General features: G+C 71.2%; 10 protein-coding genes. 7 read left to right on the top strand and 3 right to left on the bottom strand.

Annotated elements, in window-relative coordinates; translation table 11 throughout:
• Positions 1-100 precede the first annotated feature (100 nt).
• The 4 genes from BR31_RS0103795 (at position 101) to BR31_RS0103810 (ending at position 11170) form a co-directional block, all read left to right on the top strand.
• A complete protein-coding gene (locus tag BR31_RS0103795) occupies positions 101-9397 on the top strand; it encodes a type I polyketide synthase (RefSeq protein ID WP_027499794.1) in 9297 nt (3098 codons plus the stop codon).
• On the top strand, positions 9397-9813 hold the full coding sequence (gene acpS, locus BR31_RS0103800) for a holo-ACP synthase AcpS (RefSeq protein WP_027499795.1): 417 nt from the start codon (positions 9397-9399) through the stop codon (positions 9811-9813). The genes BR31_RS0103795 and acpS overlap by 1 nt, the downstream gene beginning before the upstream one ends.
• Before the next feature lie 110 nt (positions 9814-9923).
• Positions 9924-10403 (top strand): DUF6194 family protein, encoded by a 480-nt coding sequence (locus BR31_RS0103805; protein ID WP_027499796.1) that lies wholly within the window; start codon positions 9924-9926, stop codon positions 10401-10403.
• Positions 10404-10423: 20 nt separating this feature from the next.
• Positions 10424-11170 carry a MerR family transcriptional regulator gene (locus BR31_RS0103810; RefSeq protein WP_027499797.1) on the top strand — a complete coding sequence of 249 codons (747 nt, stop codon included), beginning with the start codon at positions 10424-10426 and terminating at the stop codon, positions 11168-11170.
• Between the two features lie 8 nt (positions 11171-11178).
• Here BR31_RS0103810 and BR31_RS0103815 read toward each other — a convergent pair whose 3' ends face one another.
• The 3 genes from BR31_RS0103815 to BR31_RS0103825 all read right to left on the bottom strand — a co-directional run bounded on the left by BR31_RS0103815 (position 11179) and on the right by BR31_RS0103825 (position 13708).
• Positions 11179-11868 carry a TetR/AcrR family transcriptional regulator gene (locus BR31_RS0103815; protein WP_442970186.1) on the bottom strand — a complete coding sequence of 230 codons (690 nt, stop codon included), beginning with the start codon at positions 11866-11868 and terminating at the stop codon, positions 11179-11181.
• Between the two features lie 92 nt (positions 11869-11960).
• Positions 11961-12740 (bottom strand): ABC transporter permease, encoded by a 780-nt coding sequence (locus tag BR31_RS0103820; RefSeq protein ID WP_027499799.1) that lies wholly within the window; start codon positions 12738-12740, stop codon positions 11961-11963.
• Positions 12737-13708, bottom strand: a complete 972-nt coding sequence (locus tag BR31_RS0103825; RefSeq protein ID WP_027499800.1) for a daunorubicin resistance protein DrrA family ABC transporter ATP-binding protein — start codon at positions 13706-13708, stop codon at positions 12737-12739. Before BR31_RS0103825 ends, BR31_RS0103820 begins: the two co-directional genes overlap by 4 nt.
• A gap of 102 nt (positions 13709-13810) precedes the next feature.
• Here BR31_RS0103825 and BR31_RS0103830 point away from each other — a divergent pair, with 102 nt between their 5' ends.
• The 3 genes from BR31_RS0103830 (at position 13811) to BR31_RS0103840 (ending at position 16704) form a co-directional block, all read left to right on the top strand.
• The gene (locus BR31_RS0103830) at positions 13811-14581 is read left to right on the top strand and encodes a TetR/AcrR family transcriptional regulator (protein ID WP_027499801.1); all 771 of its coding nucleotides are present in this window, start codon (positions 13811-13813) and stop codon (positions 14579-14581) included.
• 177 nt (positions 14582-14758) lie between these two features.
• On the top strand, positions 14759-16228 hold the full coding sequence (locus BR31_RS0103835) for a glutamate/gamma-aminobutyrate antiporter GadC (RefSeq protein ID WP_027499802.1): 1470 nt from the start codon (positions 14759-14761) through the stop codon (positions 16226-16228).
• A complete protein-coding gene (locus tag BR31_RS0103840; protein ID WP_027499803.1) occupies positions 16228-16704 on the top strand; it encodes a hypothetical protein in 477 nt (158 codons plus the stop codon). The genes BR31_RS0103835 and BR31_RS0103840 overlap by 1 nt, the downstream gene beginning before the upstream one ends.
• Positions 16705-16711 lie beyond the last annotated feature (7 nt).

Genomic DNA, 16711 nt, shown 5'->3' on the forward strand with positions numbered 1-16711 from the left:
CGAGCCTGATCGCGTCCCCGAAGATCCGTCCGCGGCCTGCCGATGTGCCGCGTGTGGCCCGAGATCTCGGTGGGCATCGACCAGGAGAGGACAGTCAATCGTGACGATCGACGAGAGCACGCCGGTGGGTAAGGGAAGCGGCACCGGAGGGTCGCGGATCTCTGCGCGCGCCGGGTCTCCTAAGTCCGCGCTGCGCGATCGGCTCGTGGCCGGTGAGCCGTATGCCCTCGCGTTCGGCGGCCAGGGCGCGGCGTGGCTGGCCCCCCTCGAGGAGCTGATCCGCGACAACGGCCTCGAGCCCGACATGACCGACCTCGTCAACGAGGCGGCCGCCCTCCTCGCGCCCGTCGCGCAGGACCTGTTGGTGGTCCGGCCCGCCGGCTTCGATCCGATCGGCTGGATCCTCGAGCAGGACGTTGTGGACGAGGACGTCACCCCGGCCGGTCCCTCCGCCGCGGCCCTCACCTCCGCGTCCGTCTCGCTGCCCGGTGTCTTCCTCGCGCAGCTCGCCGCCCTGCGGTCGCTGCGCATGCAGGGTCTCGACCCCGCCCAGAACGCGCCGGTCGCCGTGATCGGCCACTCGCAGGGGATGCTCGGCGTGCAGGCCGTCGCCGACGGCGGCGACACCGACGGCGCCCTCCTGGCCATCGCGCAGCTGATCGGCGCGGCAGCGGTCCTGGTCGGCCGCCGTCGCGGCGTCATCGGCGGCGCCGAGCGCGCCCCCATGCTCGCCATCTCCGATGTGGACCCGGAGCGCATCAAGGCCATCGTGGACGAGGTCGCCGCGGGCGTCGACGCCGAGCGCGCAGCCGTGATGGCCATCCGCAACGCCCGCCGCCGCGTCGTGGTCTCCGGCACCCCGGCACAGCTGGCCCGCGTCCAGCAGCGGGCCGAGCAGATCGCCGAGGACGAGGCGCGTGAGCGCGACGCCAAGAAGCGCGGCGGCGCCGTGTTCTCGCCGGTCTTCGAGCCGCTCGCGGTGGAGATCGGCTTCCACCACCCGGCGCTCGCCGATGCCGTCGACACGGTCGGCGCCTGGGCCGTCCGTTGCGGGCTCGACCCCGAGCTCGCCAGCGAGCTGGCCCGCCTCTGCCTGGTCGACCCCGTCGACTGGGTCGCCGCCGTCGACTCCGTGGTCGACGCGGGCGCGGCCTGGGTCCTCGACCTCGGCCCCGGCGACCTGCTCACCCGCATGACGGCCGGTTCGCTGCGCGGGCGCGGCGTCGGCATCGTCGCGGCGTCGACGCGTCTCGGCCAGCGTCACCTCATCACCCCTGGCGCGGCGCCCGAGGTGGCGAAGGCGTGGAGCGAGTTCAAGCCGACCCTGGTGTCGCTGCCCGACGGCAAGGTCGGCGTCGAGACCGCGTTCACCCGGCTGACCGGTCGCTCGCCGATCCTGCTCGCGGGCATGACCCCGACCACCGTCGACGCGAAGATCGTTGCCGCGGCGGCCAACGCGGGCCACTGGGCCGAGCTCGCAGGCGGCGGCCAGGTCACCGAGAAGATCTTCACCGACCGGGTCGCCGAGCTGCAGACCCTGCTCGAGCCGGGCCGCGCGGTCCAGTTCAACTCGCTGTTCCTGGACCCGTATCTGTGGAAGCTCCAGCTCGGCGGCAAGCGGCTGGTGCAGCGGGCGCGCTCCGCGGGCGCCCCGATCGACGGCGTCATCGTGACGGCGGGCATCCCCGAGCTGGACGAGGCCGTCGCGCTGATCGAGGAGCTGTCCGAGGTCGGCATCGGCCACGTCGCGTTCAAGCCGGGCACGGTCGCCCAGATCCGCTCGGTCATCCGGATCGCCAACGAGGTCCCCGACTTCCCGGTGATCGTGCACATCGAGGGCGGCAAGGCAGGCGGGCACCACTCCTGGGAGGACCTCGACGACCTGCTCGTCACCACCTACGCCGAGCTGCGCGCCCGGCCGAACCTGGTGATCTGCGTCGGCGGCGGCATCGGCACCCCGGAGCGGGCCGCCGACTACCTCACCGGACGCTGGTCCACCGAGGCCGGCTACCCGGCAATGCCGGTGGACGGCATCCTCGTCGGCACCGCCGCCATGGCGACGCTCGAGGCCACCACCGCCCCCGACGTGAAGCAGCTGCTGGTGGACACCCCCGGCACCCCCGACTGGGTCGGGGCAGGCACCGCGACCGGCGGCATGGCCTCGGGCCGCAGCCAGCTCGGCGCCGACATCCACGAGATCGACAACGCCGCCTCACGCACCGGCCGCCTGCTCGACGAGGTCGCCGGTGACGCCGACGCCGTCGCGGAGCGCCGCGACGAGATCATCGCCGCGCTCGACGTCACGGCCAAGCCCTACTTCGGCGACGTCGCCACCATGACCTACGAGCGCTGGCTGCGCCGCTACCTGGAGCTGGCCGTCGGGATCGACTCGGCCAAGACGTTCGACTGCGGCACCGACTGGGCGGAGGCGTACGCCGACGCGACCGAGTCGGTCTGGCTCGACGGCACCTGGCGCGACCGCTTCGCCGAGATGCTGCGCCGCGCCGAGGCCCGCCTGCACCGCAACGACAGGGGCCCGATCCGGACCCTGTTCAGCGACGAGCTGGTCCTCGAGCGTCCCGAGGCCGCGCTCTGCGCCCTCAAGGCCGCCTACCCGGACGCCGGTTCCGTCGTGCTGCACCCGGCCGACGTGCCGTTCTTCACCGCGCTCTGCAAGACCCCCGGCAAGCCGGTCAACTTCGTGCCGGTCATCGACAAGGACGTCCGCCGCTGGTGGCGTTCCGATTCCCTGTGGCAGGCGCACGATCCGCGCTACACCGCGGATCAGGTCTGCATCATCCCGGGCACCGTCGCCGTCGCGGGCATCACCGAGGTGGACGAGCCGGTCGGAGCCCTGCTCGACCGCTTCGAGCGCGCCACCACCGACGAGCTGCTGGCCGAGGGCGTCGCACCGACCGCCGTCGCGAGCCGCAGGCACGCGGCCACGGCCCGCGGACTGCTCGGGGTCGTGCTGTCCGCGCCCGACGTGCTGTGGGCCTCGCGCCTGACCCGCAACCCCGTGCACCGGCTCGGCGACCTGGCCGACTGGACGGTCGACGGCGACAGCGCCACCCACGCCAGGACCGGGGCCATCCTGCAGGCCGTGGACGCCGAGCACGCCGAACTCACCGTTCCGCTGCTCGCCGACCGCGCCGTGCGGATCCGGATCACCGTGCCCGCCTCGACCCGCGACGGCGGCGCCCCCGTGGTGACCGCGGCGGACGCCGAGGCCGCCATGTCCGCGCTGCTCGGGGTCGCGGCAGGCCAGGAGCTGCCCGCCGTCAAGAACGGCGTGGCGCGGGTCAACCTCGCCTGGGTGCCCGACCGGGTCGCCGATCACGCAGGCGTCACCGGCGCCGGGTTGCCCGAGTCGCTCGCCATCGGCACCAGCGCGGTGCCGGACGTCGTCGTCGGTGCCTGCTGGCCCGCCGTGTTCGCGGTGCTCGGCGCCGCCACCACCGGCGAGGGCGCGCACGTCATCGAGGGCATGCTCGACCTGGTCCACCTCGACCACGCCGTCGACGTCGTCGGGGCGATCCCGACCGAGACCAGCGTGCTCACCGTGAAGGCCGAGTCCGTCTCCGTCGTCGACACCGACATGGGCCGCGTCGTCGAGGTGCACGTCGAGGTGGGGGCCATGCGCGAGCACGGCACCGCCGCGCCGACCTTCGCAAAGCTGGTGGAGCGCTTCGCGATCCGCGGCCGCACCGGTGCCGGTGAGCTGGCCGACCCGGCCAGGGCCGGGGGCTCGCTGACCGACGCGGTCACCGACACCCCGCGCCGCCGTCGCCGCCAGGCCACCATCGTCGCGCCGCGGCACATGGGCGCCTTCGCCGGCGTCTCGGGCGACCACAACCCGATCCACACCTCCGACGCGGCCGCGCTGCTCGCCGGGCTCGGCAGCCCGATCGTGCACGGCATGTGGCTCTCCGCCGCCGCCCAGCAGGTCGTCACCGCGGTCGACCCGTCGGCGACCGTGCCGCCGCGCCGGCTGACCGCGTGGACCGCCCGCTTCCTCGGCATGGTCCGCCCCGGCGCCGAGATCGACGTCCGCGTCGACCGCATCGCCTACGACGGCGGCGCCGAGGTCATCGAGGTCGGCTGCCGGGTGGACGGCGACCTGGTGATGGTCGCCTCCGGCCGCACCGCCGCGCCGAAGACCGTGTACGCCTTCCCCGGCCAGGGCATCCAGCGCCCCGGCATGGGCCTCGACGCCCGCGCCCGGTCCAAGGCCGCGCGGGAGATCTGGGACCGCGCCGACAAGCACACCCGCGGGGCCCTCGGCTTCTCGATCCTGGCCGTGGTCCGCGACAACCCGACCGTCCTCAAGGCGCGTGGGGTCACCCACAAGCATCCCGACGGCGTGCTGCACCTGACCCAGTTCACCCAGGTCGCCATGGCCGTGCTCGGCGTCGCCCAGGTGGCGGAGCTGCGCGAGGCCGGCGCCTTCGTGGAGGACTCACTGCTGGCCGGACACTCGGTCGGCGAGTACAACGCGCTGGCGGCCGTCGCAGGAGTGCTGCCGCTCGAGGCCGTCCTCGAGGTGGTCTTCCAGCGCGGCTCCGCGATGCACGCCCTTGTGCCCCGCGACGCGGCGGGCCGCTCCAACTACCGCCTTGCCGCGATCCGGCCCTCGCAGATCGGCGTGGCCGACGAGGACCTCGCGGAGTTCGTGGGGGGAGTCGCCGAGGAGACCGGCGAGTTCCTGGAGATCGTGAACCTGAACCTGCGCGGCTCGCAGTACGCCATCGCAGGCACCGTCGCGGGACTCGACGCGCTCGAGAAGGAGATCGACCGCAAGCGCGCCGAGACCGGCGGCAAGCGGGCGTACATCCAGATCCCGGGCATCGACGTCCCGTTCCACTCGACCGTGCTGCGCGGCGGCGTCGACGACTTCCGTGGTCGCCTGCTCGACCTGCTTCCGCAGGACATCGACCCGGCCATCCTGATCGGGCGCTACATCCCGAACCTGGTGCCCAAGCCGTTCTCGCTCGAGCGTGAGTTCATCCAGGAGATCGCCGATCTGGTGCCCTCCGAGCCGCTGGCCGCGGTGCTCGCGGACTTCGACGGGCACGCAGCCGATCCGGCGGGCCTGACCCGCATCGTGCTGTCCGAGCTGCTGGCCTGGCAGTTCGCCAGCCCGGTGCGCTGGATCGAGACGCAGGACCTGCTGTTCGCCGACGAGGTCGACGGTGGCCTCGGCGTGGAGCGTTTCGTCGAGATCGGCCTCGGCGCGGTGCCCACCGTGGCGAACCTGGCCTCGCAGACCCTCAAGCTGCCCGGTCGCTTCGGCAACCCGGTCGAGGTGCTCAACATCGAGCGCGAGGCGGGCATCGTCTTCTCGACCGACACCGACCCGGCTCCCGTCGAGGACGACGAGCCGGTGGCGGAAGCGGTCGCGGAGGCACCCGCCGCCGCGGCGGCGCCCGCACCCGTCGCCGCCCCTGCCGCGGCCACCGGCGGCCCGCGGCCCGACGACATCGCGTTCTCGGCCTCGGACGCCACCGCCGTGCTCATCGGGCTGTGGACCAAGCTGCGTCCCGACCAGATCGGTCCCGTCGACACCATCGAGGCGCTCTGCGACGGCGTGTCCTCGCGCCGCAACCAGCTGCTCGTCGACCTCGGTGCGGAGCTGTCCCTCGGCGCCATCGACGGCGCCGCGGACGCCGACATGGGCTCGCTCGCGGTGACCGTCAACAAGCTGGCCCGCACCTACAAGCCGTTCGGCCCGGTTCTCACCGACTCGGTGAACGACCACCTGCGCAAGGTCTTCGGGCCGTCGGGCAAGCGCCCGGCCGCCATCGCGGAGCGGGTCGCCAAGGTGTGGGAGCTCGGATCCGGCTGGGCCAGCCACGTCACCGCAGAGGTGGCGCTCGGCACCCGCGACGGGTCGAGCGTTCGCGGCGGGGCGCTCGGCGGCCTGCACGAGGGCGCGCTCTCCGACGGCGCCGCCGTCGACGCGGTGATCGACGCCGCGGTCCAGTCCGTCGCCGCCCGTCGGGGCGTCGCCGTGTCGCTGCCCGCCACCGGTGGCGGGGCAGGCGGCACCGTGGACGCGGCCGCGCTCGGCGAGTTCACCGAGCACATCACCGGCCGCAACGGCGTGCTCGCCTCCGCGGCCCGGCTGGTGCTCGAGCAGCTCGGACTGCAGGACGAGCCGACGGTGGCGGTCGCGGCCGACACCGAACTGGCCGACCTGGTGTCCGCCGAGCTCGGTGCTGACTGGCCGCGTCTGGTCGCCCCCGCGTTCGACGCCCGCAAGGCCGTCCTGATCGACGACCGGTGGGCGACCGCCCGCGAGGACCTGGCCCGGCTGTGGATCGGCGACCACGCGACGGTGGTCTCCGTGACCGAGGCGGACTTCACCGGCGCGGGCAGCGCCGTGGCCGCGCACGCGGACTGGTGGCGTCAGCGCGCCGAGACCGAGGGCCGCGAGGAACTGGTCCAGGCCTACGCCGACATCGCCGCGGCGGCAGCCGTCGCCGACGACGAGTCCGGCGTCTGGGCCGACCAGGTCGCCGTGGTCACCGGGGCCAGCAAGGGATCCATCGCGGCCTCGGTCGCCGGTTCGCTGCTGCGCGGTGGCGCGACGGTCTTCGTGACCACCTCGCGCCTGGACTCCGAGCGGCTCGGCTTCTACCGGAAGCTGTACCGCGCCAACGCCCGTGCCGGTGCAGCCCTCTGGGTTGTGCCAGCCAACATGGCGTCCTACGCCGACGTCGACGCGCTGATCTCCTGGATCGGCGAGGAGCAGACGGAGACCGCGGGCGGAGCCAAGAAGCTGGTCAAGGAGGCCGTCACCCCGACGATGCTCTTCCCGTTCGCCGCGCCCCGGGTCGCAGGCGAGCTCTCCGACGCCGGCGCCCGCGCCGAGATGGAGATGCGGGTCCTGCTGTGGTCGGTCGAGCGGCTGATCGGCGGGCTGTCGAAGATCGGCTACGACCGCGACGTCGACACCCACCTGCACGTGGTGCTGCCGGGCTCCCCGAACCGGGGCCTGTTCGGCGGCGACGGCGCCTACGGCGAGTCGAAGGCCGCGCTCGACGCGGTCGTCAAGCGCTGGAGCGCTGAGCGGACCTGGGCCGAGCGCGTCACCCTCGTGCACGCCCTGATCGGCTGGGTGCGCGGCACCGGGCTGATGGGCGGCAACGACCCGATGGTCGAGGCCGTCGAGGCCAAGGGCGTGCGCACCTGGTCCACCGACGAGATGGCCGAGCAGCTGCTGGCCGCCTGCACCAAGGAGACCGTCACCGCGGCCGCCGCCGTGCCGGTCCAGCTGGACCTGACCGGTGGCTTGGCGGAGGTCGACCTGGACCTGGTGGCCCTGGCCCGCGAGGCCGCCGACGCCGAGAAGGCGGAGGTGGCCCCGGCCGAGGACGACGCGACCGACACCGTCGACGCGCTGCCCGCGCCGCCGCGGATCGGGGACGCCCCTGCCGCGCCGTCGTGGCCCGAGTTGGACGTCAACCCGTCCGACCTGGTGGTCATCGTCGGTGCCGGTGAGCTCGGACCCTACGGTTCGTCCCGTACCCGCTTCGAGATGGAGGTCGACGAGAAGCTCTCGGCGGCAGGCGTTCTCGAGCTGGCCTGGAACACCGGGCTGGTCACGTGGGAGAGCGACCCGGTCGCGGGCTGGTACGACACCGAGACCGGTGAACTCGTGCCGGAGGCGGAGATCGCGGACCGCTACCACGACACCGTCGTCGAGAGGTGCGGCATCCGCACCTACGGGGACGAGGGCGCCATGGTGGACAACACGGCCCCGCTGCTCACCTCCGTGTTCCTCGACAAGGACCTCACGTTCGTGGTCGGCAGCGAGGCGGAGGCCAGGGCCTTCGTCGACTCCGATCCGGAGCACACCGTCGCGTCGGTGGCCCCGGACAGCGGCGACTGGCAGGTCACCCGCAGGGCGGGCACCGAGATCCGGGTGCCCCGCAAGGCGAAGCTGACCCGCACCGTCGGCGGCCAGATCCCCACCGGTTTCGACGTCACCAAGTGGGGCATCCCCGCGGACATGGCCGGGTCGGTGGACCGGGTGGGCCTGTGGAACCTGGTCACCACGGTGGACGCGTTCCTCACCGGCGGCTTCACCCCCTCGGAGCTGCTGCGCTGGGTGCACCCCTCCGCGGTGGCGAACACCCAGGGCACCGGCATGGGCGGCATGACGTCGATGCGCTCGCTCTACATCGACACCCTGCTCGGTGAGTCGCGCGCCAACGACATCCTGCAGGAGGCGCTGCCGAACGTCATTGCGGCGCACGTGGTCCAGTCCTACGTCGGCGGCTACGGCGCGATGGTGCACCCGGTCGCGGCCTGCGCAACGGCGGCGGTCTCGGTCGAGGAGGGCGTTGACAAGATCCGCCTCGGCAAGGCGCAGCTGGTGGTCGCGGGCGGATTCGACGACCTCGGCATCGAGGGCATCGTCGGCTTCGGCGACATGTCCGCGACGGCGAAGTCGGAGGACATGCTGGCCAAGGGGATCGACGAGCGTCGGTTCTCCCGCGCCAACGATCGTCGGCGCGGCGGGTTCGTCGAGTCGGCGGGCGGCGGCACCATCCTGCTGGCCAGGGGAGACCTGGCGCTGGAGATGGGACTGCCGGTGCTCGGTGTCGTCGCATGGGCCGGCTCGTTCGCCGACGGCGTGCACACCTCGATCCCGGCCCCGGGAATCGGCGCGCTCGGCGCCGGACGCGGCGGCCAGGACTCGCAGCTGGCGCTCTCGCTCAACGCGCTCGGTGTCACCGCGGACGACATCTCCGTGGTGTCCAAGCACGACACCTCCACGGCGGCAAACGATCCGAACGAGGCCGAGCTGCACGAGCGGCTGGCGGCGGCACTGGGTCGCAGCGCGGGCGCCCCGCTGTTCGTGGTCTCGCAGAAGAGCCTGACCGGGCACGCGAAGGGCGGCGCCGCGGCGTTCCAGCTGATCGGCCTGTGCCAGGTGCTCGCCCAGGGCGTCATCCCGCCGAACCGCAGCCTGGACTGCGTCGACGAGAAGATGACCGAGTACTCGCACCTGGTCTGGCCGCGCGAACCGCTCCGCTTCGGCGAGCGGCTCCCGCTCAGGGCGGGCCTGCTGACCAGCCTCGGCTTCGGTCACGTGTCCGGCCTGATCGCGGTGGTTCACCCGCAGGCGTTCGTCGAGTCGATCCCTGCGGCCGCGCGTGCGGACTACCTGGCCAAGGCGCAGGAGCGGACGATCGCCGGGCAGCGTCGACTCGCGTCGGCGATGTGCGGGGGCGCGGACCTGTACGAGCGGCCCGCGGATCGTCGCTTCGGTGGGGATGCGGTGCCCGCGAAGGCGGCTCGTCAGCTCGAGGCGGACATGCTGCTGCACGAGCAGGCGCGCCTCGGCGCCGACGACGTCTACCGGTCCGGATTGCCGGGGTGCCAGTGATGGCCATCCTGGGAATCGGCTACGACCTGGTCACCGTCAGCGAGTTCGCGGAGCAGATGAACCGTCCGGGTACGGCCATGCTGTCCAGCTTCCGGCCGGGGGAGCGCCGCTACGCGGAGTCCAAGAGCACCGACCCGGCGCGCCACTACGCGGTGCGCTGGGCGGCGAAGGAGGCGGTGATCAAGGCGTGGGCGTCGTCGCGGTTCGCCCGTCCGCCTGCAGTGGGTGACAACGCCTACGCACAGATCGAGGTGGTCAACGACGCCTGGGGCAGGCCGAGCATCAAGCTGCACGACGAGGCCGCCGAGTTCCTGCCGGGCGCCATCATCCACCTGTCGCTGACCCACGACGGCGACATGGCGGGCGCCATGGTCGTCATCGAGGAGCCCGATCTGGTGGTACCGGTCGCCGACTAGGCGAACGGACGACGTGTCGACGAGGCCGGCCGCGGAGCGATCCGCTGGCCGGCCTCGTTCGTGTCCGGCGGCCTTGCACCTGACGCGACGTGAGGTCCTAGCGTGGCGGTATGAGCGCAGACCGGGACGACGAGATGCTGACGGAACAGGACGTGATCGACGCGGCGACGCGGTTGCCGGGGGTGGTCGTGGTGACCGCCGACGAGGCGAGCGGTGCGCCCGAGGCCGCATGGGGTGACTCGTTCGTCCACCTCGACCCGGACCGGAAGTTCCCGTTCGCGACGATAGTCACCCACGATGTGCCCGGCTGGGACACCTACTCGGCGTTGGACCGCGACGGTGCGTTCCGCGTCAACTTCGGCGTCGGTCGGGCGGCGTTCGAGGAGCTGCTCGGGTACCCGCCCGCGGCGCATGCCGAGTGCGCGGACGGGATCGACTTCACCATCGGCGACCGGCTGCTGCCGCACCCGACGTACGCCGCACAGTCCTGGGTGTCGATCGTGTGTCCCACGCGGGCGAGCCTCCCGCGGGTGCTTGACCTGCTCGGCCGGTCCCACGCGCACGCCGCGCGCCGCCACCGGACCGGGTGAGGGTGGGCGATGATCGGGTGATGGACGACGGGTACACGGTCGGGGACCTCGCGCGACTGTCCGGCGTCTCGGTGCGGACCCTGCATCACTACGACGCCATCGGGCTGCTGACACCACACGCGCGCAGCACCGCCAACCACCGGCGATACACCGATGCCGATGTCGCGCGGCTGCGGCAGATCCTGTTCTACCGGGAGCTCGAGTTCGGCCTCGAGGAGATCGCGGAGATCCTGGCCGACCCCGCGGTGCGGCCGGACGCCCACCTGCGCCGACAGCACCGGCTGCTGCGCGAGCGCCGGGCCCGCATCGACGGCCTGCTCGACGCGGTCGAACGCGAGCTGCGGGCGCGCGGTGCGGGCATCGCGCTGACCGCCGCCGAGCAGCTCGAGATCTTCGACACCGACCGCTTCGGCGCCGCGCTCGCGGACGCCGAGGAGCAGTGGGGTGTCGACGGCCACACGGCGGCCTACACGAAGGAGGACTGGGCTGCGATCAAGGCGGAGGCCGACGCCGACATCGCGGCCTTCGCGGCGGCGTTGGCCGCGGGTGAGCCGGCCGACGGCGAGGTCGCGATGCGGGCCGCGGAGAGCCACCGGACGCACCTGGCGCGCTGGTTCTTCCCGTGCGGCCACCGGCAGCACCGAAAGGTGGCCGCGCTCTACGTGTCCGACCCCGTGACCGTCGCTCAGTGGGACGAGGTCGCACCGGGCTTCGCGTGGTACGTGCACGACGCGATCGTGGCGAACGCCGACCGCGCCGGTTCGTGACGGCCGGCTCAGGTGGAGCGGGACTCCTTCTCGGCGACGAGCAGGTACGCGGCCATCAGCCGCTTCAGCTCGTCGACGGCGTCGGCGTGGCTCTGACCGTCCTGGACCGAGAAGTTGAGCATCGAGTACACGACGTGGACGAGGACCTCGGCCATCATCGTGCGGCGGTCACGTTCGGTGCGCGGGGTCAGCGGGGCGAGCATCCGGGAGATCTGCTCGGCGAGCTGTTTCTCCTGGATCTTCCCGGTGGCCCTGGTCGACGGGGTGGACTGCATCGCCAGCCACACCTCGCGCCGCGACGGGTCCGAGGTCCACAGCTTCGCCAGGTGATCGACGAAGTTGTTCAGGAAGCGCAGCCAGTCGAGCGAGGGCACCTCGCCGTTGAACTCCTCGAGTTCGTCGCGCACCGACGTGAAGTCCTGCCGGTTCAGTTCGCACACGATCACGTACTTGTTGGCGAAGAACTGATAGAGCGTGCCGATGGGGACGTCGGCCCTTGACGCCACCTCCTCGCAGGTGAACGACTCGAACCCGACATCGGTGAGGAGGTCCCGCGAGGAGGCGAGCAGGGCGTCGAACTTGCGGCGGCTGCGCTCCTGGGTCGGCCGCTTGCGGGGGAGCAGTTCCTCCAGCGCGGCTGGGTCGGCACCAGCCTCCAGGGCCGGGTCCGCGCGGCGCGAGGTTCGGCTGCTGGTCATGGACTCCACCTGTCCAGGTTATCCGTCTTTGTCGCCGGATCCGATGAACCCCGGGTTCTGGGTGTTTCCCGGGGTATCGGATACCTGGGGTGCTACCGGGTGACGCGGTTGCGGTACAGCACGTTCGCCCACACGAACCCGACCGCCGCGATCGCCGCGCACCAGGCCACCGCGAGCCAGGCGCTGTTGCCGATCGGGGTGCCCATCAGCAGGCCGCGGACCGTCTCGATGATCGGGGTGATCGGCTGGTTCTCGGCGAACCACCGCAGCCAGGACGGCATCGTCTCGGCAGGCACGAAGGCGCTGCTGACGTACGGCAGGAACATGATGACGAAGGTGAACCCGCCTGCCGCCTCCGGGTTCTTCGCGAGCAGGCCGAGGGCCGTCGACAGGTAGGACAGGGCGAAGACGAAGGCCGCGATCATCCCGATCACACCGAGCCACTTCATCGGGTCGCCGGTCGGGCGGAAGCCCATCAGCAGTGCGACCGCGAAGACGATCGCCGTGGTGAGCAGGTTGCGGACCACGCTGGCGAGCACGTGCCCGGTCAGGAAGGAGGACTGGGCGATGGGCAGCGTCCGGAATCGGTCGACGATCCCCTCGGTCATGTCGGATGAGACCCCGACCGCGGTCGTCGAGGCGCCGAAGGCCGCGCACAGCAGGATGATCCCTGGCACCACATAGTTGATGTACTCGGTGCCGGTGTCGATCGCGCCGCCGAAGACGTACACGAACAGCAGCATCAGCATGATCGGCAGCGCGACCGCCATGATCATCGAGTCCGGGCTGCGCAGAAGGTGTTTGAGGCTTCGCCGCAGCATCGCAAGGGAATCGGCGGCGAGGGCGGGGCGGGGCATGGTCGGTGTGCTCATCGGGCTGCTGCTTTCGTGGTCGGGGCGTCGGCGTCGCGGGGCGAGCCGGTGAGGGCGAAGAAGACGTCGTCGAGATCGGGCGTGTGCAGGGCGAACTTCTCGACCGAGATGTCGTCGTCGATGCGGTCGAGCAGGGCCCGCAGGGACGCGACGCTGCCGTCGGTCGGCACCTCGACGGTGAGGGTCTCGGGACGCGCGACGGAGCCGGGCAAGGCGACCGCGGCCCGGTCGAGCTGGGCGGGATCGGTGAACTGCAGCTCCATGTGGCCGCCGTGGACGAGCCGCTTGAGTTCGTCGGCGGTGCCCTCGGCCACGATCCGGCCGCCGTCGATCACGGCGATCCGGTCGGCGAGCTCGTCGGCCTCGTCGAGGTACTGGGTGGTGAGGAAGATCGTCACGCCGCTCGCGACCAGCTCGCGGATGACGATCCACATGTCGCGGCGACTGCGCGGGTCTAGTCCGGTCGTGGGTTCGTCGAGGAACACCACCTTCGGGTTCGCCACCAGGCTCATCGCCAGGTCGAGACGCCGCCGCATTCCGCCCGAGTAGGTCTCGGACCGCCGGTCCGCCACGTCCGTGAGGTCGAAGCGGTCAAGGAGTTCGGCTGCGCGGCGCCGCGATTCGCGCCTGCCGAGGTGATTGAGCTCGCCCATCAGCGCGAGGTTCTCCCGGCCCGTCAGCAGCTTGTCGACCGCCGCGTACTGGCCCGTGACGCTGATGCTGCCCCGGACGGCCTGGGCCGATCGGGGCAGGTCGTGGCCGGCCACGGTGACGGTGCCGGAGTCGAAGGGCAGCAGGGTGGACAGGATCCGGACGGTGGTGGTCTTGCCCGCGCCGTTCGAGCCGAGCAGGGCGAACACCCCGCCCTCGGGCACGAACAGGTCGAGCCCGTCGAGGACGGTGTGCTCGCCGTAGGACTTGGTGAGGCCGGCGACGGAGATCGCGCCGGTGGGTTCTCTGTGAGTCATCGATCTTCTCCCGGAATCGGAAACTGTGTATGTCGTATACTTCGGTTTATAAGGTACACAGTTTTACGATGAGCGCAAGCGGTGACGACGGGAGCGGTGGACATGGATACAACTGGTGCGGACAACACGGGGGCCGAGGACCTGCCCCGGGCCGTCAAGCTCGCCTGGGGGCTCGCCGAACCGGGCAGTAGGGGGCCGCGCCGAGGGCTGAGCATCGAGAAGATCCTCGACACCGCAATCGAAGTCGCGGATGCGGAGGGTGCCGCATCGCTGTCGATGGCGCGCCTGGCCAAGGAGTTGGGCTTCACGACCATGTCGCTGTACCGGTACGTCAAGAGCAAGGACGAGCTGATCGAGCTGATCACCGACCGGGTGGTGGGGCCTGCGCCGCACATCGAGCCGGGCACGCCGTGGCGGGAGGCATTGGCGCAGTGGGCCACCTCCGAGTACGAGGCGCTGATGCGGCACCCGTGGTGGCTGCAGCTGTCCCTTGGGGGCGTGCCGCCGACGGGACCCAACAACATCGGGTGGCTGGAGGTCGGACTCGGCTGCCTGGCCGACACCCCGCTGCCGAAGCCGCTGCGTTTCCAGGTGGTCCTCAACACCTCGCTGTACGTGATCGGACGGGCACGATTCGCGGCGGACTTCGCGGCCGCCTCCGCCACGGTGTCGCCCGAGTACGTGGCCGCACTGGACTATTCGGTGCTGCTGCCGCGACTGCTCGACCCGGCGAAGTTCCCCCACCTGATCGGGGCGGTCACGGACGGTGCCTTCGACACCGATCCCGACGTCGACTGGGACGACGCGGACTTCGCCTTCGCGCTCGGGCTGTTGCTCGACGGCGTCGAGAAGCTGATCGACGCGCACCGCTGACGGGGCGGCCGGTCGGTTCGGTTCGGTTCGGTTCGGGTGATCGTCCCTCATCCGAACCGGGTGAATTCATGTGCGGTGGCGGGTGACCCGGTGCAAATCCGTTGCGTCGGGGGAATAGTGCTAGGGGAAGCCCGCGTCGCGTCGGCGACCCGGTCCGACGTCGATTGGTGGGAACCGATGAGCGTTGACACAGAGGGTTCGACAGGGAGCGCCGAGGGGCGAAGGCGAATCCCCGTCGCGCCCCGGCAGCAGTACATCACCTGGATCGCGCTGGCGATGATGACCACGAGCTCGGTGGCCAGCCTCCGCTCGGCGCCGTCGATGGCGATATACGGCCTCGCGTGCGTGTTCCTCTACATCGTTCCGGCGATCGTGTTCCTGTTGCCGACCTCGCTGGTGGCGGCCGAGCTCGCCTCGGGCTGGTCGGGCGGGGTCTACCGCTGGGTGGGTGAGGGCATCTCCGACAAGGCGGGCTTCCTCGCCGTCTGGTGCCAGTTCGCGATGACGATCTTCTACTACCCGACGTTGTTGGCCTACGTGGCCAGCACGTTCGCCTACGTGATCAATCCGGCGTTGGCCTCGAACGGGCTCTACACCGCCATCATCATCGTCACCCTGTTCTGGACCGGGGTCTTCGTCTCCTCGCGGGGGATGAAGGCCGTGGCCGGACTCTCCAGCGCCGGACTCGTTCTCGGCACCCTGATCCCGGGCGTGCTGCTGATCGTCATGGGCGTGGTGTTCCTCGGGCAGGGCAACCCCTCCGCGGCGCCGATGGAGTTCAGTGCGCTGCTCCCCGCGTGGACCGGGATCGCGAGCCTGGTGCTCATCGTCAACAACTTTCTGTCCTACTCGGGGATGGAGATGAACGCCGTTCACGTCTCCAGCCTGCGCAGGCCGGCCACGGAGTTCCCGCGCGCGATGTTCGTCGCGATGGGCCTGGTGCTCGCCATCTTCATCCTGCCCGCCATCGCGATCAGCTGGGTGGTGCCCGCCGAGAAGCTCTCGCTCACCGCGGGCGTGATGCAGGCCTTCGACATCTTCTTCGCGCACTTCGGATTCGGCTGGGCGACACCGATTCTGGCCTTGATGCTCATTGCCGCCTCGCTGGGCGGGATGCTGACCTGGCTGGCCGGGCCGTCCAAGGGTCTGCTCATGATCGGCCGTCAGGACGGGTTCCTGCCGCCGGTCCTGCAGCGGCTGAACAAGCACGGGATCCAGCAGAACATCCTGGTCGCGCAAGGCGTGGTGACCACCTTCATCGCGTTGCTGTACGCGTTCATCCCGGAGGTCTCCAGCGCCTACTGGATCCTGTCGGTGATCACTACCCAGGTCTACCTCGTGGTGTACCTGCTGATGTTCGTGGCGGCGATGCGGCTGCGCAAGAACCGGCCGGACCAGCCGCGGGGCTACCGCGCGCCCGCGCTGTTCCTGCTCTGCTGGGTCGGCATCATCTCGAGCCTCGCGGCGTTCTGCATCGGGTTCGTGCCGCCCTCTCAGTTCGGCGGCGGCAGCGTCTTCGTCTACATCCTCATCGTCGGTGGCGGGTTCGGGATCGTCGGGATCGGGGTCCCGCTCCTGATCCTTGCCCTCCGCAAACCCTCATGGAAGCAGGATGTCTCGGCCGACCCGATGGCGCAGGAGGCGTGATGACCACACCGGAGAAGGGCGAGGTCAACGTGGCCGCCGTCGACGATCTGCACAAGCGGCCGGAGAACACGCACTGGATCCTCTACCTGGCGGCCTTCGCGGTGTTCGTCGGGCTGGCGGCCTGGGGTCTGGTCACCTTCAACGAGAACAAGAGCTCCACAGAGGCGGACGCCAAGGCCACCGAGCTCGCCCAGCGGTTCGAGGCGGCAGGTCTGGGCGCCCTCGACGTCGAGGCGACCGCGCGGGTGCTGGGATCGGACGGCGGTGCCGCGTGCACCGACCCGGGCAACGCGCTCAGGACCGGTGTGCTCAACCAGCAGCTCGTCAGCGGCGCCGCCGGGCCCGGCCAGCGCCCCATTCTCGCGACCCACGACGCGGTGACGGGGGCGCGATTGGTGATCGAGGTCTACTGCCCGGACCAGTCGGCCGAGTTCGAGGAAACCCTGAACGATCTGAAACTTGTCGACGGCAGCTAGCTGCAGC

This window comes from Rhodococcus sp. UNC363MFTsu5.1, from assembly GCF_000686785.1.
Classification (GTDB): Bacteria; Actinomycetota; Actinomycetes; order Mycobacteriales; family Mycobacteriaceae; genus Rhodococcus_G; species Rhodococcus_G maanshanensis.